Annotated in this window: 20 protein-coding genes and 4 pseudogenes; 13 read left to right on the top strand and 11 right to left on the bottom strand. The window is 66.0% G+C overall.

Annotated elements, in window-relative coordinates; genetic code table 11:
• Positions 1 to 67: 67 nt before the first annotated feature.
• The 8 genes from G472_RS0124085 (at position 68) to G472_RS0124050 (ending at position 9,475) form a co-directional block, all read left to right on the top strand.
• On the top strand, positions 68 to 1,996 hold the full coding sequence (locus G472_RS0124085) for a methyl-accepting chemotaxis protein (protein WP_029010426.1): 1,929 nt from the start codon (positions 68 to 70) through the stop codon (positions 1,994 to 1,996).
• A gap of 28 nt (positions 1,997 to 2,024) precedes the next feature.
• Positions 2,025 to 3,560, top strand: coding sequence for a chemotaxis protein CheW (locus G472_RS0124080; RefSeq protein ID WP_029010425.1), 1,536 nt, complete (start codon positions 2,025 to 2,027; stop codon positions 3,558 to 3,560).
• A gap of 83 nt (positions 3,561 to 3,643) precedes the next feature.
• Positions 3,644 to 4,702, top strand: a complete 1,059-nt coding sequence (gene cheB, locus G472_RS0124075; RefSeq protein ID WP_029010424.1) for a chemotaxis-specific protein-glutamate methyltransferase CheB — start codon at positions 3,644 to 3,646, stop codon at positions 4,700 to 4,702.
• A gap of 67 nt (positions 4,703 to 4,769) precedes the next feature.
• Positions 4,770 to 5,318: a HEAT repeat domain-containing protein gene (locus G472_RS35320; RefSeq protein ID WP_169732853.1), complete on the top strand. Its 549-nt coding sequence runs from the start codon at positions 4,770 to 4,772 to the stop codon at positions 5,316 to 5,318.
• Between the two features lie 20 nt (positions 5,319 to 5,338).
• A complete protein-coding gene (locus tag G472_RS0124065) occupies positions 5,339 to 6,196 on the top strand; it encodes a CheR family methyltransferase (protein WP_029010423.1) in 858 nt (285 codons plus the stop codon).
• On the top strand, positions 6,193 to 6,606 hold the full coding sequence (locus tag G472_RS0124060; RefSeq protein WP_029010422.1) for a response regulator: 414 nt from the start codon (positions 6,193 to 6,195) through the stop codon (positions 6,604 to 6,606). Before G472_RS0124065 ends, G472_RS0124060 begins: the two co-directional genes overlap by 4 nt.
• On the top strand, positions 6,603 to 9,230 hold the full coding sequence (locus tag G472_RS0124055) for a chemotaxis protein CheA (RefSeq protein ID WP_029010421.1): 2,628 nt from the start codon (positions 6,603 to 6,605) through the stop codon (positions 9,228 to 9,230). The genes G472_RS0124060 and G472_RS0124055 overlap by 4 nt, the downstream gene beginning before the upstream one ends.
• Complete coding sequence (locus G472_RS0124050) at positions 9,227 to 9,475, top strand: hypothetical protein (protein ID WP_035693593.1); 249 nt, start codon at positions 9,227 to 9,229, stop codon at positions 9,473 to 9,475. Before G472_RS0124055 ends, G472_RS0124050 begins: the two co-directional genes overlap by 4 nt.
• Before the next feature lie 45 nt (positions 9,476 to 9,520).
• Here the strand turns inward: G472_RS0124050 and G472_RS40840 are convergent, their stop codons facing one another.
• The 3 genes and pseudogenes from G472_RS40840 to G472_RS0124035 all read right to left on the bottom strand — a co-directional run bounded on the left by G472_RS40840 (position 9,521) and on the right by G472_RS0124035 (position 10,255).
• Entirely contained in the window at positions 9,521 to 9,775 is a 255-nt protein-coding gene (locus G472_RS40840; RefSeq protein ID WP_156927239.1) for a transposase domain-containing protein, read from the bottom strand.
• A pseudogene (locus tag G472_RS38380) lies at positions 9,745 to 9,882 on the bottom strand (transposase domain-containing protein); the annotation flags it as partial. The pseudogene G472_RS38380 and the gene G472_RS40840, both read right to left, overlap by 31 nt.
• A 103-nt stretch (positions 9,883 to 9,985) precedes the next feature.
• On the bottom strand, positions 9,986 to 10,255 hold the full coding sequence (locus G472_RS0124035; RefSeq protein ID WP_029010419.1) for a hypothetical protein: 270 nt from the start codon (positions 10,253 to 10,255) through the stop codon (positions 9,986 to 9,988).
• Between the two features lie 203 nt (positions 10,256 to 10,458).
• On the opposite strand from G472_RS0124035, the pseudogene G472_RS40835 reads away from it, so the two are divergent.
• Together G472_RS40835 and G472_RS40375 are read left to right on the top strand one after the other, a co-directional pair.
• Positions 10,459 to 10,740: pseudogene (locus G472_RS40835) on the top strand (tyrosine-type recombinase/integrase); the annotation flags it as partial.
• Positions 10,676 to 11,038, top strand: coding sequence for a tyrosine-type recombinase/integrase (locus tag G472_RS40375; protein WP_084536885.1), 363 nt, complete (start codon positions 10,676 to 10,678; stop codon positions 11,036 to 11,038). The pseudogene G472_RS40835 and the gene G472_RS40375, both read left to right, overlap by 65 nt.
• A gap of 69 nt (positions 11,039 to 11,107) precedes the next feature.
• On the opposite strand, the gene G472_RS0124025 is transcribed toward G472_RS40375, so the two are convergent.
• Positions 11,108 to 11,899, bottom strand: coding sequence for an alpha/beta fold hydrolase (locus G472_RS0124025; RefSeq protein WP_029010418.1), 792 nt, complete (start codon positions 11,897 to 11,899; stop codon positions 11,108 to 11,110).
• Positions 11,900 to 12,110: 211 nt separating this feature from the next.
• On the opposite strand from G472_RS0124025, the gene G472_RS0124020 reads away from it, so the two are divergent.
• Positions 12,111 to 12,581: a MarR family winged helix-turn-helix transcriptional regulator gene (locus tag G472_RS0124020; protein WP_029010417.1), complete on the top strand. Its 471-nt coding sequence runs from the start codon at positions 12,111 to 12,113 to the stop codon at positions 12,579 to 12,581.
• A gap of 154 nt (positions 12,582 to 12,735) precedes the next feature.
• On the opposite strand, the gene G472_RS0124015 is transcribed toward G472_RS0124020, so the two are convergent.
• From G472_RS0124015 to G472_RS0123990, 6 genes are all read right to left on the bottom strand, one after another.
• The gene (locus G472_RS0124015; protein ID WP_051341200.1) at positions 12,736 to 14,940 is read right to left on the bottom strand and encodes a xanthine dehydrogenase family protein molybdopterin-binding subunit; all 2,205 of its coding nucleotides are present in this window, start codon (positions 14,938 to 14,940) and stop codon (positions 12,736 to 12,738) included.
• 2 nt (positions 14,941 to 14,942) lie between these two features.
• Complete coding sequence (locus G472_RS0124010; protein WP_029010415.1) at positions 14,943 to 15,401, bottom strand: (2Fe-2S)-binding protein; 459 nt, start codon at positions 15,399 to 15,401, stop codon at positions 14,943 to 14,945.
• A gap of 294 nt (positions 15,402 to 15,695) precedes the next feature.
• Positions 15,696 to 16,529: an alpha/beta fold hydrolase gene (locus G472_RS0124005; RefSeq protein ID WP_029010414.1), complete on the bottom strand. Its 834-nt coding sequence runs from the start codon at positions 16,527 to 16,529 to the stop codon at positions 15,696 to 15,698.
• A gap of 489 nt (positions 16,530 to 17,018) precedes the next feature.
• Complete coding sequence (locus G472_RS0124000; RefSeq protein ID WP_029010413.1) at positions 17,019 to 17,585, bottom strand: hypothetical protein; 567 nt, start codon at positions 17,583 to 17,585, stop codon at positions 17,019 to 17,021.
• A gap of 83 nt (positions 17,586 to 17,668) precedes the next feature.
• A complete protein-coding gene (locus G472_RS35300; protein WP_051341199.1) occupies positions 17,669 to 18,583 on the bottom strand; it encodes a LysR family transcriptional regulator in 915 nt (304 codons plus the stop codon).
• A 372-nt stretch (positions 18,584 to 18,955) separates the two neighbouring features.
• Complete coding sequence (locus tag G472_RS0123990; RefSeq protein ID WP_425388004.1) at positions 18,956 to 20,029, bottom strand: alkene reductase; 1,074 nt, start codon at positions 20,027 to 20,029, stop codon at positions 18,956 to 18,958.
• Positions 20,030 to 20,149: 120 nt separating this feature from the next.
• Between G472_RS0123990 and G472_RS40370 the strand changes: the two are divergent.
• Both G472_RS40370 and G472_RS38365 read left to right on the top strand, forming a co-directional pair.
• Positions 20,150 to 20,302, top strand: a pseudogene (locus tag G472_RS40370) (helix-turn-helix domain-containing protein); the annotation flags it as partial.
• 87 nt (positions 20,303 to 20,389) lie between these two features.
• Positions 20,390 to 21,049 carry a substrate binding domain-containing protein gene (locus G472_RS38365; RefSeq protein ID WP_245593569.1) on the top strand — a complete coding sequence of 220 codons (660 nt, stop codon included), beginning with the start codon at positions 20,390 to 20,392 and terminating at the stop codon, positions 21,047 to 21,049.
• A gap of 69 nt (positions 21,050 to 21,118) precedes the next feature.
• Here the strand turns inward: G472_RS38365 and G472_RS0123985 are convergent.
• Positions 21,119 to 21,419 (bottom strand): annotated as a pseudogene (locus G472_RS0123985) (hypothetical protein); the annotation flags it as partial.

Genomic DNA, 21,419 nt, shown 5'->3' with positions numbered 1-21,419 from the left:
AACTTCCGTTTGGTGCCACCGTCAACCCGCCGCTCAGGGTCGGCAGATTTCAGACGGGAGCACCCCCATGACGTTGGTCAAGAAAATGGATGTCGGCCACCCGGCGGCGTCCAACGGCGCCGCTATGGCCAGCACGCGCACCGGTTCGACTGCGGCGGACGCGCAGCGCAAGCGTGCGCGCACCTTCGCACGCCAGCAGAAGGTCGCCGAGCGCGTCGCCTCTGCGACGACCCAGATGGCCAGCGGCATATCCGAGTCTGCTTCGGCTTCCGAGCAGTTGCGCAAGTCGATGGAGCAGATCGCCGCAGGGGCTCAGGAGGCCTCGGGCGCCGCCCAGCAGTCCTTGACCGCCGTCACCAACATCAACAAGGCCATCCTGGAGGCCAAGGAGCGCGCTGAGCTCAGCCGCAGCAAGTCGGACCTGCTCCAGACGCTGCTGGGCGACGTCAACGTCCAGATGACCGCTTCGGTCAACAGCATCGGCGCCAACGCCGAACGCCAGATGGCCTCTGTCACGATGATCGTCGAACTCGAACAGCAGGCCGCCAACATCGGTGAGATCGTCAAGGCGGTTGCCCGCATCGCCGACCAGACCAACCTGCTGGCGCTGAACGCCGCCATCGAAGCCGCGCGCGCCGGGCAGCATGGCAAGGGCTTCGCCGTCGTTGCCGACGAGGTGCGCACCCTGGCCGAGACCTCCGAGAAGTCGGCCCGCGAGATCCAGGAACTGGTCGGGCAGATCCAGGGCGAGGTCAAGGTCATCGCCAACGGCATCAACAAGGCCGCCGAGGTCGCCAAGACCGAGGTGGAGAAGGGCCGAGAAGTGACCGGCCAGTTGGAGCAGATCCGGGCCGACATGGTGATCCTGGCCAAGGGGGCCACCGACATCTCCGCCGCCGCCGCCGAGTCCGAGCGCGCCGCCCGCGAGGCCCAGAAGGGCTCCGAGAGCATTGCTGCCGCCGCCGAGGAACAGTCGTCGGCCTGCGACGAGGCCCTGCGCACCGTCGATCAGCAGACTGCCGCACTCAGCCAGTCGCAGACCGCGTCGAGCGAGCTTCAGACCATCGCCGAGGAACTGAAGAACTCGACCGACATCACCAAGAGCGCCGAGGAGGTCGCCTCGGCCGCCGAGGAACTGTCCTCCGCGGTTCAGGAGATCTCCGGCGCCGCCACGCAGATCATGTCGGCCATCGAGCAGATCAGCCGCGGCTCGCAGCAGGCATCCGCCGCCACCGCCCAGTCCTCGGCCGCCATCAACCAGATCGAGCGCGGCGCCAAGCTCTCCCAGGACAACGCCTCCGACGCGCTGCGCCGCGCCAAGGAGATGTCGGCCCTGCTCGACGGGTCCAACAAGGCCATCGGTGCCCTGATCAGCGGTGTGATCCAGGCTCTGGAGGACACCCGCAAGAGCAACGAGCAGATCACCGCGCTGGAACTGGTCAGCCGCCGTATCGACAAGATTGTCGACGCCATCTCCACGGTGGCCATCCAGACCAACATGCTGGCGGTGAACGGCTCCATCGAGGCGGCCCGTGCCGGTGAGTTCGGCAAGGGCTTCGCGGTGGTCTCGACCGACATCCGCAACCTCGCCCGCGACAGCGCCGAGAACGCCGAGCGCATCAAGGACGTGGTCAAGGCGACGCAGGACCAGATCGTGGCGGTGCGCCGGGACCTGGAGTTCATCGCCCAGGCATCGGCTGCCGAGGTCGAGAAGAACAAGGCCATCACCGCGAACATCGTCAATGCCACCAAGGACATGGCGGTCGTGCTCGAGGGCAACGACGTCATCATGAAGGGCGCCGACAGCATCCTGAGCGCGCTCGAGGAGGCCAAGAAGGGCGTGCAGCAGATTTCCGCCGCCGCCGAGGAGGCATCGCGCGCCTCGTCCGAAGCCTCCGCCGCCGCCAAGCAGCAGGCCCGCGGTGCCGAGGAACTGGCCGCCGCCGTCGAGGAGATCGCCAGCCTGGCCGACGAACTCCAGAACTCCGCCGACTGAGGCCACCCGTCACCTTGAGGGCTGACCCATGAACATGATGAACGCAGCCGTCGAGCCCGGCGGCGATGCGGGCATCGGCGGGGATACGCGGCAATACGTGACCTTCTACGTGCAGAACGAGATGTTCGCGGTGCCGCTCGCCGAAGTCCAGGAAATCATCCGCATGCCCGACGTCGTCGGCGTGCCCAGGAGCCCGCCGAGCCTGGAGGGGCTTGCCAACCTGCGCGGCACCGTGATGTCGGTGACGAGTCTGCGGCGGATCTTCCGGTTTGCCGATGTGCCGCACGACGACGCCACGCGCGTCGTCGTCATCAACCAGGGTGTCCCCGTGGGCTTCGTGGTCGATCGGATGGCAGCGGTGGTCACGGTCAATCCCGAGCAGATCGAGCCGGCGGAGGCCATCGGCGCCACCGTCGACACAGACCTGCTGCGCGGCATGATCAAGGGCGTCAACGGGCACGCGATGATCATGATCATCGACCCCGCGCACCTGCTGCGCAACGACGGCGTCGGCAGCGGGCGCCGGCGTTCCTCCAACGTGGCCTCGACCGGCACCGAGATCCGCGGCGACGGTGCCGAGGCCAGTGACGAACTCCAGCTGGTCAGCTTCGAGGTGGCCCGCCAGGAGTACGCGCTGTGCATCGAGAGCGTGCAGGAGATCGTCCAGGTGCCGGACAGCATCAGCCGCATCCCCTGCACCGACCCCCACGTGCTCGGCATCATGACTCTGCGCAACCGCCTGCTGCCGCTGGTCAGCCTGCGGACGATGTTCAATCTTCCCGAGGCCGAGCTGGACGAGCGCAGCAAGATCGTCGTGGTGCCGCTGGACGAGAACAACTCCGTCGGCGTCGTGATGGATACCGTCCGCGAGGTTCTGCGCGTCCGCAAGGACATCGTCGACCCGCTGCCCGGCATGCTCGGCGACGGCCGTGGCGAGATCCAGTCCATCTGCCGCCTGAACGGCGGCAAGCGGCTGGTTTCGATCCTATCCGCCGAGCAGTTGTTCCGGCACGACGCCGTCCGGAGCGCGGTTGCCGCCGCCGGCGAAATCGAAGAGGCGCACATGGACGAGGCCACCGACCACTCCCGCGGCGTCACCGCCGACGAGGAGGAACAGTTCGTCGTCTTCCGCCTCGGCAAGGAGGAGTACGGGGCGCCGATCGAGAGCGTGAACGAGATCGTGCGCGTGCCGGAAGAGCTGACCAAGGTGCCGAAGACGGCGTCCTTCATCGAGGGTGTGGTGAACCTGCGCGGTTCGGTTCTGCCGGTCATCGACCAGCGCCGCCGCTTCGACCTGCCGGAGGTCGAGCGCAACGACCGCCAGCGCATCATGGTCTTCACGATCAACGGCGTGCGCACCGGCTTCATCGTCGACAGCGTGTCCGAGGTGCTCAAGATCGCCCGCAGCGCCATCGGGCCCACGCCGTCCCTGTCCGATGAGCAGGCCAGGCTCATCAGCCGCGTCGCCAACCTCGAGAAGAACAAGCGGATGATCCTGCTTCTCGATATCGAGAACCTGCTCGATGCCGCGGAAATCGGCGTGGTCAGCAAAGCCATCCACTGACCCCGGCCGCCGATGCCGGACGCGCCGGTCCGACCGGCCCGTCCGGCCCACACCCGCAGCACCAATGACCACCGGACGCCATCATGATCAGTTTGCTCATCGTCGACGATTCCGCCCTGATGCGCCGTCACCTTGGCCGGATCTTCGAGAGCCAGCATGACTTCCGGGTCACCTTCGCCCGCAACGGCGCCGAAGCCCTGGCGGCAGTGCACGAGCAACAGCCCGACGTGGTGACGCTGGACGTCAACATGCCGGAGATGGACGGGCTGACCTGTCTCAGCCATATCATGACGGAATGCCCGCGGCCGGTGGTGATGGTGTCCTCCCTGACGTCCAGGGGGGCCATGGCCACCCTGGAGGCGCTCGAGCTCGGCGCCGTCGACTTCATCCCGAAGCCCGACGGCACCGTCTCCCTGAACATCGACAAGATCGAAGAGGAACTGGTCGCCAAGGTGCGGGCGGCGGCCAAGGCGCGCATGCGCTCGCGCAACCTGGCACAGCGCGTCCGCAGCCGACACGTCGAGATGACGCACGCGCCCAAGAGGGCTCTTGCTCCCGCCGCGGGCGGGGTTCCCGGACTCGTCCTCATCGGCGTCTCCACCGGCGGTCCGGGCGCGCTGGATTGCGTGCTGCCGCTGATTGCCGCCGAGTTCCGCTGGCCGATCCTGGTCTGCCAGCACATGCCCGCCAACTTCACCGGCGTGCTCGCCCGGCGCCTGGACAACGGCTGCCGCATCCATGTGGTCGAGGTCGATGCCCCGACACCGCTGCGCCCCGGCTGCGCCTACATCGCCAAGGGCGACGCGGACATGCTGGTGGCCAACCGCCCGAACGGGCTCATCGCGCTGCCCACCCCCGCATCGCAAAAATACGTCTGGCACCCCAGCGTGGACCGCATGGTCCAGAGCGCCATGGAACACATGGAGCCATCGCGCCTGGTCGGCGTCCTGCTGACCGGTATGGGCAACGATGGAGCCGAGGCCATGGCCACGCTTCGGCAGCGGGGAGGCCGCACCATAGCCGAGGCGGAGGAAACCGCCGTCGTCTGGGGCATGCCACAGGACCTCGTCCGGCGCGGCGGCGCGGATCTGGTGCTGCCGGTCCACCGCGTCGCCGAGCAACTCGAGAAATGGGTCCGCTGACATGCCGCTCGTCAAACCCCCGGCGCACCAAACCGGCACCGTCCCGCCCCATCCGGACCGAGCCTCGGTGATAGCAGCCATCGACAGCTGCGATCCGGCCGTACGGCGCGCCGCCGCCTGGGCAGCCCGGGTCTACGCCGACGGGGTGGACATCATCAGCCATGGCCTGGCGGTGGAGAAGGATCCCGCCGTGGCCGAGGCGATGATCCTCAACCTCGTCGCCATCGGCGGTCCGAAGGCCGCCGCCGTGCTGGCTCCGCTGCTGCGTTCGCAGGACGCGACGCGCCGCTTCGCCGCGGCCGAGGCCCTGCGCGACATAGGCCCGGACGCGCTGCCGTTCTTCGATGTCCTCATCCGCGACCGGGACCCTCAGGTCCGCATCATGGCCGCAGAGGTCGCGCGCGGGCAACTGGGCGGCGCCGCTGCCCAGACGTTGGAACGGCTCCTGTCCGACGAGGAACACATCAACGTCGCCTGCGCCTTCATCGACGTGCTGGCCGAGATCGGTTCGGTGGAAACGGCCGATGTGTTGCGGGGCTATGCCGCGCGCCTGCCGGGCAGCGCCTATGTCCGCTTCACCGTCGACGCCGCCCTGGCACGACTGCCGAAGGAATGAAAGGCGCACAGGCAATGCCGGTGACCGGAACCAGACAAGCCGTTCCGACGGTCGTCACGGACGATGAGTTCCGCAAGTTCTGCGACTTCATCTATCGGCGAACGGGAATGTCCTACGGCCAGGCGAAGCGGTATTTCATCGACCATCGCCTGCTCGAACGCGTCGCGCAGACCGAATCGTCCAGCGTCCAGTCCTACCTGGCACTGCTTCGCTTCGACACGACCGGGCGGGAGCTCGAGACCATCGTAAACGCGCTGACGGTCAACGAAACCTACTTCTGGCGCGAGGAGCACCAGTTCGCCTGCCTGACGCGCTCCATCCTGCCGGACATCGTCCGGCGCAAGCGCCGCGGCGAAAGGGTGCGCGTCTGGTCTCTGCCCTGCTCGACCGGCGAGGAGCCCTATTCCATCGCCGTCTGGCTTCTTGAACACTGGCCGGACGTCGACCACTGGGACATCGAGATCCTGGCATCGGACATTGACACACGCGTCCTCGCGGCGGCACGCGAGGGTGTCTATGACGCACGCTCGGTGCAGCGTCTGCCCAAGCAGGTCCTGGGCCGCTATTTCCAGTCTTTGCCGGACGATCGCTGGCGGATTCTCGACACTCTGCGCGGCTCCATCGAGTTCACCCGGGTCAACGTCGCAGACCGCAACGAGATGGCGGCGTTCCGCGACATCGACGTCATCTTCTGCCGCAACATGCTGATCTACTTCGACGACGTGTCGCGGCGCGAGGCGGCGGAAAGCATGTTTGCCTGCCTGCGGCCCGGCGGCTACGTCTGCCTGGGACATTCGGAGTCGATGAGCCGCATCTCCTCCCTGTTCGACGTCCGCCGGTACGAGGACGCCATCGTCTATCAGAGGCCCTTCACATGACGGAAGACAATGTCACTCCTCTGAGGCCGGGACCGGCCAAGCGCCTCCTCGTGATCGATGATGCTGCCCTGATCCGGGCGTACTACCGCCAGACGCTCGAGCCGATGGGCTTCGTGGTGGAGGAGGCGTTCAACGGCCTCGAAGCCCTGGAGAAGGCTCTGATGGCACCGTTCGACCTCGCCATCGTCGACGTGAACATGCCCAAGATGGACGGCCTCAGTTTCGTGCGGAAGCTGCGCACGACGGAGGAGATCGCCTGCCTGCCGGTTCTGATGACGAGCACCCGCGACCGGGACAGCGACATTGCGGCCGCACGGGCCGCCGGGGTCAACCTGTACCTCGTGAAGCCGGTGGGCGAAGACGACCTGCGCCTGTTCACGAGCATCATGACGGGAGCCGAGATCCCATGAATCCGCTTCTTGCCCAGTTCATCGTCGAAGCCCGCGAGCACGTCTCGGCAACAACCGATGGCCTTCTCGCGCTTGAGCGGCAGACCGACGATGCCAACCTGCTGAACGGCGTCTTCCGGTCGGTGCACACCCTGAAGGGCTCATCCGGGCTGTTCGACTTCCCGGCCCTGACATCGGTCCTGCACGCGGGCGAGGACCTGCTGGTGGCGTTGCGCGAGCGGCGCCTGGTCGTCGACCCCGCCATGCTCGATCAGGTCCTGGCGGCGCTGGACCTCGTCTCCAACTGGCTGGATGCGATCGAGGACGGCGGGAACCTTCCTCACGACGCCGCCGAGCGCGGCGGTCCCGTTGCGACCGCGCTGCGAGGGTGGCTCACCGCTCCGATACCGGATCCCGGCCTGTCACCCCGGCCCGCCGGGATGGCCGCCGACAACGTCATACCGTTGCATCCGGCGCCGCCGGTCTGGCTCGCCAAAACTCCCGAGGCGGCGCTGCTGGGCGCGGTCGAGTACGCGGTGGCCAACGGCATGCCGGTCGTGGCCGTCGCCTACCGTCCGGACGCTCAGTGCTTCTTCAAGGGCGACGACCCGCTCGCCCTGATGCGCCAGCTTCCCGACATCCTGTACCTGGGTCTCGAGGAGCCGGAGCCCTGGCCCGGGCTGGGCGAGTACGACCCGTTCTCCTGCCGGGTCGGCTTCCGGGTGATCAGCGGTGCGCCGAAGACGGAGGTGCAGCATCTGCTGCGCTACGTCGCCGACCAGGCCGAGGTCGTCGAATTGCACACGGGTGACCTGCTGTGCCTGGTCGGGGCGCCTTCCGGCGAATCCGCGGTCCGCGCGTTCGCCGTCGGCGCCATGGCTCAGTTGCAGCGCGGCCACCGGGGTGCAGTCCGGGAATCCGCTGCGGCGATGCTTCGGTCCATCGAGAGCGACAGTGGCGATGTCCCGGCGCTCCGCTGGCTGGCCCGCCTGGCCGCCAATGACATGGTCGGGGAGCCGGTTCTGGAATGCCTGCTGACGGCCCTGGCCGAGGGTTCGGCACCCGTGCCGCCCGACGCCATGGACGATGCGCCCGCCAATGGGCGACCGGCTCTCTCGGAACCCGTGATCCGCCTTCTCCGCGCGCAGCTGGACCTGTTGGGCACCCCGTGTGACCGTATCGAGCTGGCCGGACGCATCGGGTCGGCCGCCAAGGTGGCGGGCAACGCCCTGCGGCACGACGGGCGCGTCGAGCAGGCCGAGGCGGTCGTGAATGCCGGGTGGGCCGCGGTGGAGGCGGCCGACGCGGCGACACTCATCGCATGCATCGGACAGGTGCTCGCAGAGGCGCCGGGCGCGACGGACCTGATCCCGACGGCGGATGGCACACCCCCTGGCCGGATTGCTCCGGACCCGGCAACGGCGGTTCTGACACCCGGCCGCGGGCCGGCTGCGGCAGCAGGCGAGGAATCGCACGAGCGGGCGTCCACGGTACTGCGTGTGGACCAGTCGCGAATCGACGCGCTGATGAATCTGATCGGTGAACTGGTGGTCGCCAAGAACGGCCTGCCGTTCCTGGCCCGGCGGGCCGAGACCGTATACGGGTCGCGCGAGATGGCGCGCGAGGTCAAGGAGCAGTACGCGGTCATCGACCGTATCGCGGTGGACCTGCGCAACTCGATCATGCAGGTTCGGATGCTGCCGGTCTCGACCGTCTTCCAGCGCTTCCCGCGTCTTGTCCGCGACCTGTCGCGCAAGCTCGGCAAGCGGGTCGACCTGGTCATCGAGGGTGAGGATACCCAGGCCGACAAAACGGTCATCGAAAGCCTCTTCGAGCCTCTGCTGCATCTGGTGCGCAACTCTCTGGACCACGGCATCGAGACGGACCGCGACGCGGCGGGCAAGCCGCCGGTTGCCCGCCTTACGCTCGCGGCGACCCGGGACAACGATCAGGTCATCATTCGGGTCATCGACGACGGGCGCGGAATCGATCCGGCCGTCATGCGGCACAAGGCCGTAGAGAGGGGCATCATCGACGAGGAGCAGGCCGCCCGCATGGGCAACGGCGAGGCGGTCCGCCTCATCTTCGCCGCCGGCTTCTCGACGGCCGCCGAGGTCACCGACGTCTCCGGGCGCGGCGTCGGGATGGACGCGGTGCGCACCGCAGTGGAGAAGGCCGGCGGACGCATCGACGTATCCAGCGAGGTCGGGGGTGGGACCACCATCAGCCTGCACCTGCCGCTCAGCATGGCCGTCACCCGCGTGATGACCGTGTCGGTGTCGGGCCGCCAGTTCGGCATCGCAATGGACGCGATCAGTGAGACGGTTCGTATTCCGCGCGGCGACATCGTCGCCATCAAGGACCGCGAGGCCTTTGTCCTGCGCAACCGCATCATCCCGCTCTTCCATCTCGACCGGCTGCTCGACCTGCCCTTCAGGGCGGACAGCGAAGAGGTGGCTGTGCTGGTGGTCCAGGTCGACAAACAAACGGTCGGCCTCGCCATCGATGCCTTCGGCGAAGGCATGGAAGTCATCGTGAAGCCGCTCGACGGCCCGCTGGAGAATACGTCGGAGTACCTGGGCACCGCATTGCTCGGCGACGGGCGAGTGCTGCTCGTGCTTGATCTGAAGGAGATCGTTCAATGATCCGCCTCGAGGGAACCATCGCGCATCTGGAGGATGTCTGTCCGGTTGAGGAAGCTGAGGAGCTTCTGGAGATGCTGCAAGGCCACGCGGTGACGGCGCTGCATCTCGGCGCCTGCACGGCGCTGCACACCGCGGTGTTCCAACTGGTGCGGGCGTCGTGCCTGCCGGTCATGTCGGCTCCGGCCGACCCGATTCTCGCAAGCCTCCTGCCGGTCGCTGAACCGCACCACGTTTGCGTGGGATGATTTCGATCGGGAGCGTCACGGCTCCATATGGAGCCGGGAATCCCCTCACGGACGGCCCTCGACGGCTCGGTCCACCGCGCCCGACGCCATGCGCTCGAGCACGTCGGTGAGCCAACCGACGGGGTCGATGTCGTTGAGGCGAGCGGTCTGGATGAGCGAGGTGAACATGGCCCGGGACCTGGCGCCCGCATCCGACCCAGCGAACAGGCTGTTGCGGCGCACCGTGGCTCTGGGCAGAAAATCCGTAAGCGTGGCGCGGTCGCCCGTGATCAGGTGTTGACGTCCGGGTTCCAGTTCCACGGGAGCAGTTCGGCAAGGCGGCTGGCAGGATAGCCGTTCACCATGCGCTCGAGGATGTCGCGGAGGTAGGCGAAGGGCTCGACGCCGTTGAGCTTGCAGGTTAATGCCGAACTCAGCAGGGCCAGCAACCGACGGCGTCTGCACGAAGGCCCTCTGGGTGTTTGCATCGACGCGTACGCCGCTCGGCTGGTCGGGGAAGGGTATCGTCGATCAACGGCATGACGGTCTCTGCGCCTGGTCGGTGACTTCAGCCGTTGGTTGGAGCGTCATCGCCTTGGCGCAGGCGATGTTGATGAGCGGGATGCCGCGACCGTCCTGGCTGAACGTGCCGGGTATCGCCGCCCGCAGACCGGCGATCGGCCCACGTTGAACAAGTTGCTGGCGGTTCTGCGCGAAGTCGGTGTCGCCGCGCCCCCGAAGCCGGCTGAAGTGAATGTCCGCGATCGTATCTTCAATGACTTCGCCGGGTATATTGGCCAACTGTCCGGCTGTTCCTTCGGGAAGAAGGCGTCGAGACTGTCGACGATTTCGCAAGGCTGGAACAGGCGGCCATCATTGGATTTGTCGAGCGTCATGCGCGCGATCACAGCCCAGCCGCCGCCAAATGTCTGTGCTGGGCTTTGCGCGCATTCCTGCGCTACCTGCGGCGGCAAGGATGGACGTCCATCGATCTCGCCGGATCGGTGCCTACGGTCCGGCGGTGGCGCCAAGTGTCTCTGCCGACCTGTCTGACGCCCGAGCAGATCCGGCAGGTTCTTGACGGCTGTGATCGGGAAACCTCCACCGGGGGGCGGGATTTCGCGATCCTGATGCCGCTCTGCCGCCTTGGGCTGCGGGCCACCGAGGTGACCACGCTGACGCTCGACGCCATTGATTGGCGATCCGGCCAGTTGCTGGTCGATGGCAAAGGCCGGCCGCGGATGGCGATGCCGTTGCCCGCGGACGTCGGCGCCGCCATCGCGAGCTATCTGCAGGACGACCCCCCATTCCGACAGCCGCCGGGTTTTCCTGCGCCAGGATGCACCGCATGTCGGTTTCGCCACGTCGGCTTCGGTGTTCGTGGTGGCCAACACCGCCTTGAAGCGCGCCGGCATCCAGGGCTTCGCCCATATGGGCGCGCACTTGTTTCGACACAGCCTTGCGACCGCACTGCTCCGATCCGGCGCCTCGCTGACCGAGATCGGTCAGGTGCTGCGGCACCGCGACCGGGACACCATGAACCGGTTCACTCTCTGCGACCGTGGGTGGGTTGCCGCCGCCTGATGGCAGCGACTGGTTCGTCCTGCTGTTCGGGTGGCGAGCGTCGATCGCCGGGGTGACTCCTCCGGCGGCTCAGCGCGCTGCCTGCCGTGCGGCACGGTCGATCACATCGGCGACGGCCTTGGGCTGCGTCAGAAACACGACGTGGCTGCCCTTCAGCTCCTCGGTGTTCGCCCCGATGCGGCGGGCCGTCTCCCGCAGGAGCTTCGGATCGATCGCGCCATCCTCCGTCGCCACGACGAACCAGCTGGGCTTGGCCCGCCACGCCGCCTGGGTCACCTTGGCCGTGAAGGCGGACATCGCGATTGGAACCTGCGAGTCGCGCATGAAGGCCGCATCGGCGTCGCTCGTGTCGCCGGCAAAGCCTTCCTTGAACTTCGGTCCGTTCACGAAGCCGAACCCGTCGGACTGCTCCTCGATGATGAAGCCGGGAGGAGGGGAGATCTGGGCGAATTGGTCGAGCGTGGATTCGCCGGCGTCCGGCGCGAGGGCGGCGACATAGACCAGGCCGGCCACGTCCGGGCCCGACCCCGCTTCGGTGATCACGGTGCCTCCATAGGAGTGGCCGACCAGGATGGCGGGGCCGTCCTGCCGGCTTAGGACGCGGCGGGTGGCCGCCACGTCGTCGGCCAGGGAGGTGAGCGGGTTCTGGACGATGCTGACCTTGTAGCCCCGGCCGGTGAGTTCGTCATAGACACCCCGCCATCCGGAGCCGTCCGCGAAGGCGCCATGCACGAGCACGACGTTCTTGACGGCCTGCGTTTGTGGGATAGGCGTTTTGGGCTGTGCCTGCACGGTGCCAGAGACGCTCGCCACGGCTGCAACGGTGGCGCTGGCGATGAGATGGCGGATCTTAGTGGTCATGGGATTTCTCCTTTTGAGTCTGTGATCGGGTTGATGGTGACGACCGCGGGCAGGCCGAAAAAGGCTTCGGCACGGCATGGACGGGTTCGAGATATACCGCGATAACTGTTATCGCAATATGTATCCTGTTTAGCGTAGCGCGCGGGGATGATCAAGTGTAAAGTTTATCGCGATAAGATTTCCTGCCGCCGCCGGATGCAAGGAGCCCGTCATGCCCGCCGAACCGAAACGTCCACCGCCCCTGGAGCATCAGCTCTGCTATTCCATCTATTCGGCCGGCATGGCCATACAGCGGGCGTACAAGCCGCTGCTCGACGCGCTGGGGCTGACCTATCCGCAGTATCTCGTACTCAACGTCCTGTGGCGCGAGGACGGACAGACCATCGGCGTCCTGGCTGAGCAGCTCGCCCTGGAGTCCAGCACCCTCACGCCGCTTCTGAAGCGCCTGGAAGCGGCCCAACTGGTGCGGCGGACCCGAAATCCCGGCAATGAGCGGCAGGTGATCGTCGCATTGACGGACCAGGGCCGCGCCCTGGAGGACAGGGCCGGCTGCCTCGGCGAAGCCTTGCACGAAGCGTCCGGCCAGACGCCTGCGGAGCTTGGAGACCTCAACAAGGAAGTCAGACGGCTGCGGGATGGCATATACAGCCGCATCGGGCGCTGGAGCCCCGACCGTCCCTGACATCCGGCGGGAGGGTGTGCCCGACGGGCTCGGGGCGGCGTGCATCCTGGGTGTTGTCATGGTCGGGCGCCTCGCGGCCTGTCAGAACACTACCAGATCGTATTGATTAGATGATTAGCGGCTGTAACGCCGATGTCTTGTTCGGCAATTTCAATCAGACCGCGCCCCTCCCCGCGAAGGGCAGGACGTGCAAGGCCTTGCCCGTATTCGAGAAGTAGGCGTTGGCGACCGCCGGGGCGGCGCCGGGGACGCCCGGCTCGCCCACGCCGGTCGGCCGGAGGGTGGAGGGCACCATGTGCACCTCAACCACTGGCATGTCCGACATGCGCATCGGCTCGTAGCTGTCGAAGTTGGTCTGGTCCACGACGCCGTCGGTCAGGGTTATCTGGTCGCGCAGCGCGTGGCCGATTCCCCAGCCGGTGCCGCCCTCCATCTGGGCCTTCACCACGTCAGGGTTGATCACCCGGCCGCAGTCGATGGCGACGACGACGCGCTCCACCTTGATCTGCTGGCGCTCGTTCAGGCTGATCTCGGCGATGTGGGCCACGAAGCTGCCGAAGCTTTCATGCACGGCGACGCCGCGGAAGCGGCCCTGCGGAAGCGGCTTGCTCCACTCCGCCTTTTCCGCCGCCAGCTTCAGCACGCCCAGCAGCCGAGGATGGTCCTGGAGCATGTCCGCGCGGAAGGCCACGGGGTCCTTGCCGGCCGCCTTGGCCAGCTGGTCGATCATGACCTCCTTGGCGTAGGCCGTGTGGGTGTGCCCCACCGACCGCCACCACAGGGTCGTCACCGGCGATTCGGTCAGATGGTAGTCCACCGCGAGGTTCGGCACGGAATAGGCCATGTCTGAGGCCCCCTCCACGGCGGTCGAGTCGACGCCGTCCTTCACCGTGAAGGGCTCGAACAGGGTGCCGGCCATGAAGCTCTGCCCGACGATGCGCTGCTCCCAGCCGACGATCTTGCCCGACGCGTCCACGCCGGCCTTGATGCGGTGCAGGAACAGCGGGCGGTAGCGGCCGCCCTGGATGTCGTCCTCGCGCGTCCAGACCAGATGGACCGGCGCCTTGGGGTAGGCCTTGGCGATGGTCACGGCCTCGGCGATGTAGTCGCCGTTGGGCGTGGCGCGGCGGCCGAAGCTGCCGCCGGCCCACAGCGTGTTGATCTTCACCTGCTCCGGCTTGCAGCCCAGCACGCTGGCGGCGACTTTCTGCTCGACGCCCTGGAACTGCGACCCGGCCCAGATCTCGCAGCCGCCGTCCCCGGTCAGCTGGACCGTGGCGTTCAACGGCTCCATCGGCGCGTGGGCGAGATAGGGGAAGACGAACTCCGCCTCCACCACCTTGGCCGCGCCGGCGAGCGCCTTGGCCGCGTCGCCCTTGGCCGCCGCCTTGGCGCCCGGCTTGTCGGCCAGCGCGCGGTAGTCGGCGATCATCTGCTCGGTGCCGCGCTTTTCCGCCTTACTGTCGTCCCACTCGACGGTCAGGGCCTGGCGGCCCTGCATGGCGGCCCAGCTGTTCTTCGCGATCACCGCCACGCCGATGGGCAGGGTGATCACGTCGATCACGCCGGCGACCTGGCGGGCGGCCTTGTCGTCCACCGACTTCACCGTGCCGCCGAAGCGGGGCGAGCGGGCGAGCACCGCCGTGACCTGACCTGGGCGCCGGACGTCCAGCGCGAACTGCGCCGTGCCGTTGGTCTTGGAGATGTGGTCGAGCCGGTGCAGGGCCGCGTTGCCGATGAGGCTGTAGCGTGCCGGATCCTTGTAGGTGACCTTGGTCGGCACCGGCTGCTTGGCGGCGTCCTCGGCCAGCTCGCCGAAGGTCGCGGACTTGCCGGACTTGGCGTGGCGGACGGCGCCCTTCTCGACCGTGATCTCGGCGGCCGGAACGCTCCAGCGCTGGGCCGCCGTGGCGACCAGCATGGCGCGGGCGGCGGCGCCGGCCATGCGCAGCTCGTCCCAGCTGTTGGTCACGGCGGTCGAGCCGCCGGTGCCCTGCACACCGAACATGTGGTTGGCGTACAGCTCGCCGTTGGCCGGTGCGAACTCGCCGCGCATCTGCGCCCAGTCGGCGTCCAGCTCCTCCGCCACGATGGTGGCGAGGCCAGTCATGATGCCCTGGCCCATGTCCAGATGCTTGACCAGCACGGTCACCGTGTTGTCCGCCACGATGCGGACGAAGGCGTGCGGGCGCGGGTCGGTCGGACCGACGATCTTCGGGCCGGTGGCGTCCTCCGCGCGCATGCGGATCGGCAGCATGGCGCCGAGCACGAGCGCGCCGCCGCCCATCAGGACGGAGCGGCGGGAGGGGGCCGCGACGGCGATGTCGGCGGCAGCCTGCTTGATGAGGTTGTGCAGCATGGTCAGGTCCTCATCGTCTTGGCGGCGTCCTTGACGGCCGCCCGGATGCGCTGGTAGGTCGCGCATCGGCAGACGTTGCCGTCCATCGCCGCGTCGATGTCCTCGTCGGACGGATTCTGGTTCTCGGCCACCAGCGCGATGGCGCTCATGATCTGGCCGGACTGGCAATAGCCGCACTGCACGACGTCCATCTTCTGCCAGGCGGCCTGAACGGCCTGGGCGGCCTTGCCCTGGACGCCCTCGATGGTCGTGATGGCGGTGCCGGCGGCGGCCTCGACCGGCGTCACGCAGGAGCGCGTGGGCGTGCCGTCGATGTGCACGGTGCAGGCGCCGCACTGGGCGATGCCGCAGCCGAACTTCGTGCCGGTCATGTTCAGCTCGTCCCGCAGGACCCACAGCAGCGGCATGTCGGCCGGAACGTCGACCTCCCGCTCTTGGCCGTTGATGTTCAAGAAGATCATATAACCCCCATTCTTCAAATATTAGGTATGTCCAAGAAGTTGCTACGGTTGTGCTGCGATCACATCCCTCCATGCAGACATGGCATCGTTTAATGCTAACTTTCTCCAGGTGAGCGCTTAGTATCTTCACATCGCCGGCTGTGAGATAAATACTGGCATGCCGTTGACTGCCCCCCAGTAAAAAGGCCAACTATCCGAGCAGATCGCTCAACATTCATGTACGCTACACGGTGCAGCGGTCGTCCACACATGACAGTGCCTTACTGTCTCCATGCACCATAGCAGGGGGCGGTATCAGGCCTTGGCGAAGGCGAGCAGGTCGGGGTTGATGAGGTCGGCGTGGGTGGTGCACATGCCGTGCGGCAGGCCCTTGTAGACCTTCAGCGTGCCCTTCTTGAGCAGCTTGACCGAGAGCAGGGCGGAGTCCTCGATCGGGACGATCTGGTCGTCGTCGCCGTGCAGGACCAGGACCGGCACGTCGATGGCCCTCAGGTCTTCCGTGAAGTCGGTTTCGGAGAAGGCCTTGATGCAATCGTATTGTGGCTTGGCCCCGCCGATCATGCCCTGGCGCCACCAATTCCGGATGATGCCCTGCGAGACCTTCGCCCCCTCGCGGTTGAAACCGTAGAAGGGGCCGGCCGGCACGTCGTGATAGAACTGGGCACGATTGGCGGCCAGGGCAGCGCGGAAGCCGTCGAACACCTCGATGGGCAGGCCGCCCGGATTGGCCGGCGTCCTCAGCATGATCGGCGGCACCGCCCCGATCAGCACGGCCTTCACCACGCGCCCGTTGCCGCCATGCCGGGCGACATAGCGGGTGACCTCGCCGCCGCCTGTCGAGTGGCCGACATGGATGGCGTCCTTCAGGTCGAGGTGGGCGGCCAGCTCCGCGACATCGGCGGCGTATGTGTCCATCTCGTTGCCGGTGTCGGTCTGGCTCGAACGGCCGTGCCCGCGCCGGTCATGGGCGATCACCCGATAGCCCTGCGCCAGGAAGAACATCATCTGGGCGTCCCAGTCGTCCGAGGACAGCGGCCAGCCATGGTGGAAGACGATCGGCTGGCCCGCGCCCCAATCCTTGTAGAAGATCCGGGTGCCGTCCTTGGTGGTGAAGGTATTGCTGTTCATGATATCGGTTTCCTTGCCTGTCTGTTCAGCAGAGGCGGTGACGGGAGCGAGAGGCACGCCGGCCGCCGCGGCCAAGGCGACGCTGCCACGCAGCAGCGTGCGGCGCGAGGCTTGGTGGAATCGGATAAATTTGAACCGGCCATTTGTTTATCCTCGTCTTAAATCATCGCCAAACATAGATCGGTTTCTTACATTTTTTCTCTGGATAAGCGGGCGAAAAGATGGCAATTCACCATCGCGTCACGTTGATTATTCCGCTATATTCAAGGTGCGGAAACCATACCCTGATGCTGGCAGCCCTTCGCCCGGTTGACGGCCGTCTTGCTCAGCGGCTCAGAGATAAGGGGTTGCTCGGAGGGGAGCCGACGGTTTGACAAGCGGTCGGGACACCAAGGGAGAACAGCGCGACGGAAATGCGACTTCCCCAATCTCTCGTTCTGCAATTGACCCCTGGCGTCCGCAGCCAGGGCCCGTCCCGCCACATGGTAGTCAATGAGCGTCCACCGGGAGGCCGCCGATCTCGCCGATATCGGCGAACTCGGTCCGCGGCTGGGAGGCAAGGCCGAGCTGGCCGCGCGCGACGTCCAGATACTGCTGGGCCGCGGCCTGCTTGCCCTGGGCGTTGAGCGATTGGGCCACATTCAGGTTGATCGTCGCGGTTTCGCGGCTGTCGCGGTACACGCTATGGCTGGCGATCCTGGCTTCCGCGAGCTGCTGCTCGAAGCTGCCCGTCTTCCCGGCTGATGCCACGGCGGGCTTCGCCAGAACCGGTGCCGCCGCATGGAACGAGGCGCCGTCCAGGCCGAGCTTGGCGCGGGCGAAGCTCAGGAACTGTTGGGCCTTGGCCGCGTTGCCGGCGCGCTGGAGGCCTTCCGCCGCATTCAGGCTGATGAAGGCGGCCTCACGGTCGGCTCGATCGGCAACCGGGCTGGCGTTGTGAACGGCCAGGCGGGTCTGCTGGATCTGATCCTGGAGGCTGTCGGCGGCATGGCTCGCTCCAGAGGTCAGTGCGGCAATCGCAAAGGCAGTAGAAGCAATGGCGGTGTTCGTCTTCATGGCGGTACCTGCCTTTGTTTGGTTGATGTGCTGCCTATGTTCTTTGCATTGAGCGGCTTTGATGAAGTGAAGATATGCTTTTCTTAGAGACTTCCGACCAGAACGCTGCACTCCTCGGCCACCATGGCGCGAAACCAGTCCAGCGCCGGGTGGCTGCCCAGGCGCACGTGCCAGGTCATCCGGGTCTCGCCAAAGGGCACATCGATCGGCGAGGGCGCGACGTGCAGCCCGTACTCGCCCTGATAATGCCCGATGAGCTTGCCCGGTGCCGTCAGCAGCATGTCGGTGTCGCCGGCCATCTTCAGGGCGAGCAGGAAATGGTTCACCGTCAACACGATGTTGCGGCTGCGGCCGGTGGCGCGCACTACCTCCTCCACCGGACTGCTGGTGTTGCCGCTCATTGAGATCAGGATGTGTTCGGCCCCGCAATAGCCGTCGAGGTCGAGCGGGCGTGCGGCGAGTGGATGGTCCCGGCGCATCGCTACCATGAAGTTGTCCCCGAACAGCGGCTGCATGCGGTAGACGTCGCCGGACAGGACGCGCGGCGAGATGGCCAGGTCGATGTCGCCGCTGTCCAGCCATTCCGTCAGGTTCAGGTGGGTCAAGGGCATGGTGTGCAGCCGCGCCTTGGGGGCTTCCGCGCGCAGGCGAAGGCTGATCCGCTCCAGCATCAGGGCGGAGGAATACTCCGACATGCCGATCCTAAAGGTGCGGTTGGTGGTGAGCGGGTCGAACCCGGCTTGGTCCAGGCAGATTTCCAGATGCTGGAGGCATTCGCGGATCGGTACCGACAGGTCCGACGCGCGCGGCGTCGGCCGCATGCCGTCGGTCGCGCGGACGAACAGGTCGTCCTTCACCGTCAGGCGCAGCCGGCCCAGCGCGTTGGAGACGGCCGGCTGCGTCATGCCCAGCCGCTGCGCCGCGCGGGTCACGTTCCGCTCGATCATCACCGCGTCGAACACCAGCAAGAGATTCAGGTCAACACGTGCCAGACTCATGGCGTGTTCTCATGGTTCGAGGGAAGCGGCGCTTCGGAGATCCTGCACGGCATCGCCGTGCCGAAAGGGCAGCGGCCCCGCATCGGACGAGGCCGCGCGCCGGCACCCTTTCGCAAGCGTCGGCCTGACCGGTCCGGTCAGGTGAAGATGGCGCGGCGGATATCGGGCAGGGTCTCACTGCCGCCATCCATCTTGTTGCCGTCGTCTTGGAAACACGATGAATGTCAACAGACCCTAGTGTCGGCGGCGACCAAGCAGGTATGATTTCTTCATTGGCGCCGTCCACTTCGGACATGCGGTCGGCGGCATTACTTGCTCCCGACCTGCGCACGAATGCCGTGCCTCAGCGCCTCAGCGTGGTCGGCCATGATCCTATTCTGCCGCAGCCAAGAACGGATAATCCGTGTAACCCTCTGCCGCGCCGCCGTAGAAGGTCGCCCGATTGTGCTTGTTGAGAGGCGCGCCGTTTCTGATGCGCTCCGGCAGATCCGGGTTCGCGATAAACGGCCGGCCGAATGCGATGGCATCGGATTTGCCGGAAGCCACTGCCGCCGCCGCCGTGTCCGGGAGAAAGCCGCCGGCCGAGATGATCGGACCACCAAACGCCTTCTTGAAAAGGGCGGCAACGTCGGGCGCGTCCATGTCCAACGGCCTCTCGTCGTTGGTGAAGTCGGCGCGCGGCTCGATCAGGTGGAGATACGCGATCTTGCGCTTGCCGAGTTCAGCGATCACGTGTTCCCAAAGCGTGAGCCCGGTGGAGTCCTGCATCCCCAGGATGCCGCTCCAGGGCGACAAGCGCACGCCAACCTTATCGCCGCCGATCCCGGCCACCACGGCATCGACGACTTCGAGAAGGAAACGGGCGCGATTTTCGACAGATCCGCCGTATTCGTCGGTGCGCTGATTGCTGCCATCGTGCAGGAACTGGTCGAGCAGATAGCCGTTCGCCCCATGAATCTCAACGCCGTCGAAACCGGCCTCCCGTGCGTTCCGCGCGGCCTGACCAAAATCGGCCTTGATGGCTGCGATCTCATCGACCGTCAGTTCGCGCGGCGTCTCATAGGGCACCGCAATTCCGTCCGCATTAAAACCCTCGCCCGGAGCCGGGATCGCCGACGGCGCGACGGGTAGGACGCCACCGGGCTGGAGCGAGCTGTGCGAGACACGGCCGACGTGCCATATCTGATTCACAATAAACCCGCCCTTGGCGTGGACCGCCGCAGTCACCTTCTTCCATCCCGCGATCTGCGCCGGCGTGTAGACGCCCGGCACCGAACGGTAGCCCTTTGTGAATGGGTTGATGTCGGTCGCTTCGGTGATCAGAAGGCCGCCTTCACTGGCGCGCTGGCCGTAGTACTCGGCATTCAGTTCATAAGGAACATCACCCGGCTGCTTGGCACGCATTCGCGTCAAAGGAGCCATCACCACGCGATGCTTGAGCGCCATTGCTCCGAGTTGGAGCGGGTTGAATAGAGCATCCTGTGCCATGTCTTCCTCTGTTGGACTGTCTATGGACAAGATGTACATCGCCACGGTAAGTGTTGCCATACGCACATTATGTGATGCATGATAACGCTTTTCGTTGAGGTCGCGATGGATATCCAGAGCCTTGAGGTTTTCCTCGGCGCGGCGAGAATCGGAAGCCTTTCCGGGGCTGCGCGACATCTGAAGCTTACGCCGATGGCCGCGACACGAAGGCTCGCGTCGCTCGAAGACGAACTTGGAGTTCGTCTTTTCAATCGGACGTCCAGATCACTCTCGCTCACACCGGAGGGAGAAGCATTTCAGCCTTTCGCCGCGGAGATCATGGACACCCACGAGGCCGCCCGTCAGACGCTGCAGCCGACGGCGGGCGGTGCGACGGGCCTGCTGCGCGTAACAGCGCCAGTTACGCTTGGCCGCAAACGTATCATGCCAATAATTCACGAGTTGCTGGATGAGCAACCGGGTCTCCGCATCGACCTCGAACTGAGCGACGCGATCGTCGACATCGTCGCCTCGGGAATAGACCTCGCGATCCGAATCGCACCAATGAAGGACTCAGGCCTGATTGCCCGTAAGCTTGCAGACAATCCTAAGCACATCTATGCCTCCCCATCTTATCTTGCGGCGCGTGGCATACCAAAGACGATCGATGATCTTGCCAAGCATGAATGTCTTACCTTCTCGAACTTCACACACTGGCAGTTTTTAGTTGATGGCAAGGAGCGATCGGTGCGGGTAAACAGCCGCTTCTCGTCCAGCGGCGTGGACGGTTTCCTCGCCGCATGTGTTTCCGGTCTCGGCCTCGCACAGCTTTCCGCCTGGGACGTGAAGGATGAGCTACAGAACGGCAGCCTTGTTCCCGTACATATTGACGGCGCATCCCCACGAGATCTTGCGATCTGGGCAGTATTTCCATCACGAAGGCAAATCCTTCCCAAGCTCAGGGTTTTTCTCGATAAATTTCAAAGTAGTCTTTTGTAGGGAGCGTCAAGCCGTTGAAAGCCCGTGCGGCGGGGACGTAGTTCAACTCTGAGAGGCTGTTCGTAGATGTTATGCGCTGAGATCCTGGGCAGTGAGCCGCTTCAGACGCCGAGCAAGGATTGAGACGAAGGCGATCTCGATGGACGCGACGAGGTGCTCCTTCGTCCGCTCGACGATGGTGTTCAATCGGTGGTAGCGTGGGATCCAGGCAAACGAGCGCTCCACGACCCGGGCGATTGCGGTGGGGATGAACACGCCGTTGCGGCCGCGGGCGATCGGCTGGATCGTGATGCCGAGCGCCGCACCGGCTTTTCCCCGACGCTCGCCCCGGTCGCCGAGGTCACCGATGGCCGGCCCCCGGGAACCCTCG

It is taken from the genome of Azospirillum halopraeferens DSM 3675 (assembly GCF_000429625.1).
In the GTDB taxonomy this organism is placed as follows: Bacteria; Pseudomonadota; Alphaproteobacteria; order Azospirillales; family Azospirillaceae; genus Azospirillum; species Azospirillum halopraeferens.
The sequence above is the reverse complement of the archived record's forward strand: the minus strand, read 5'-3'. Positions and strand labels throughout refer to the sequence as shown.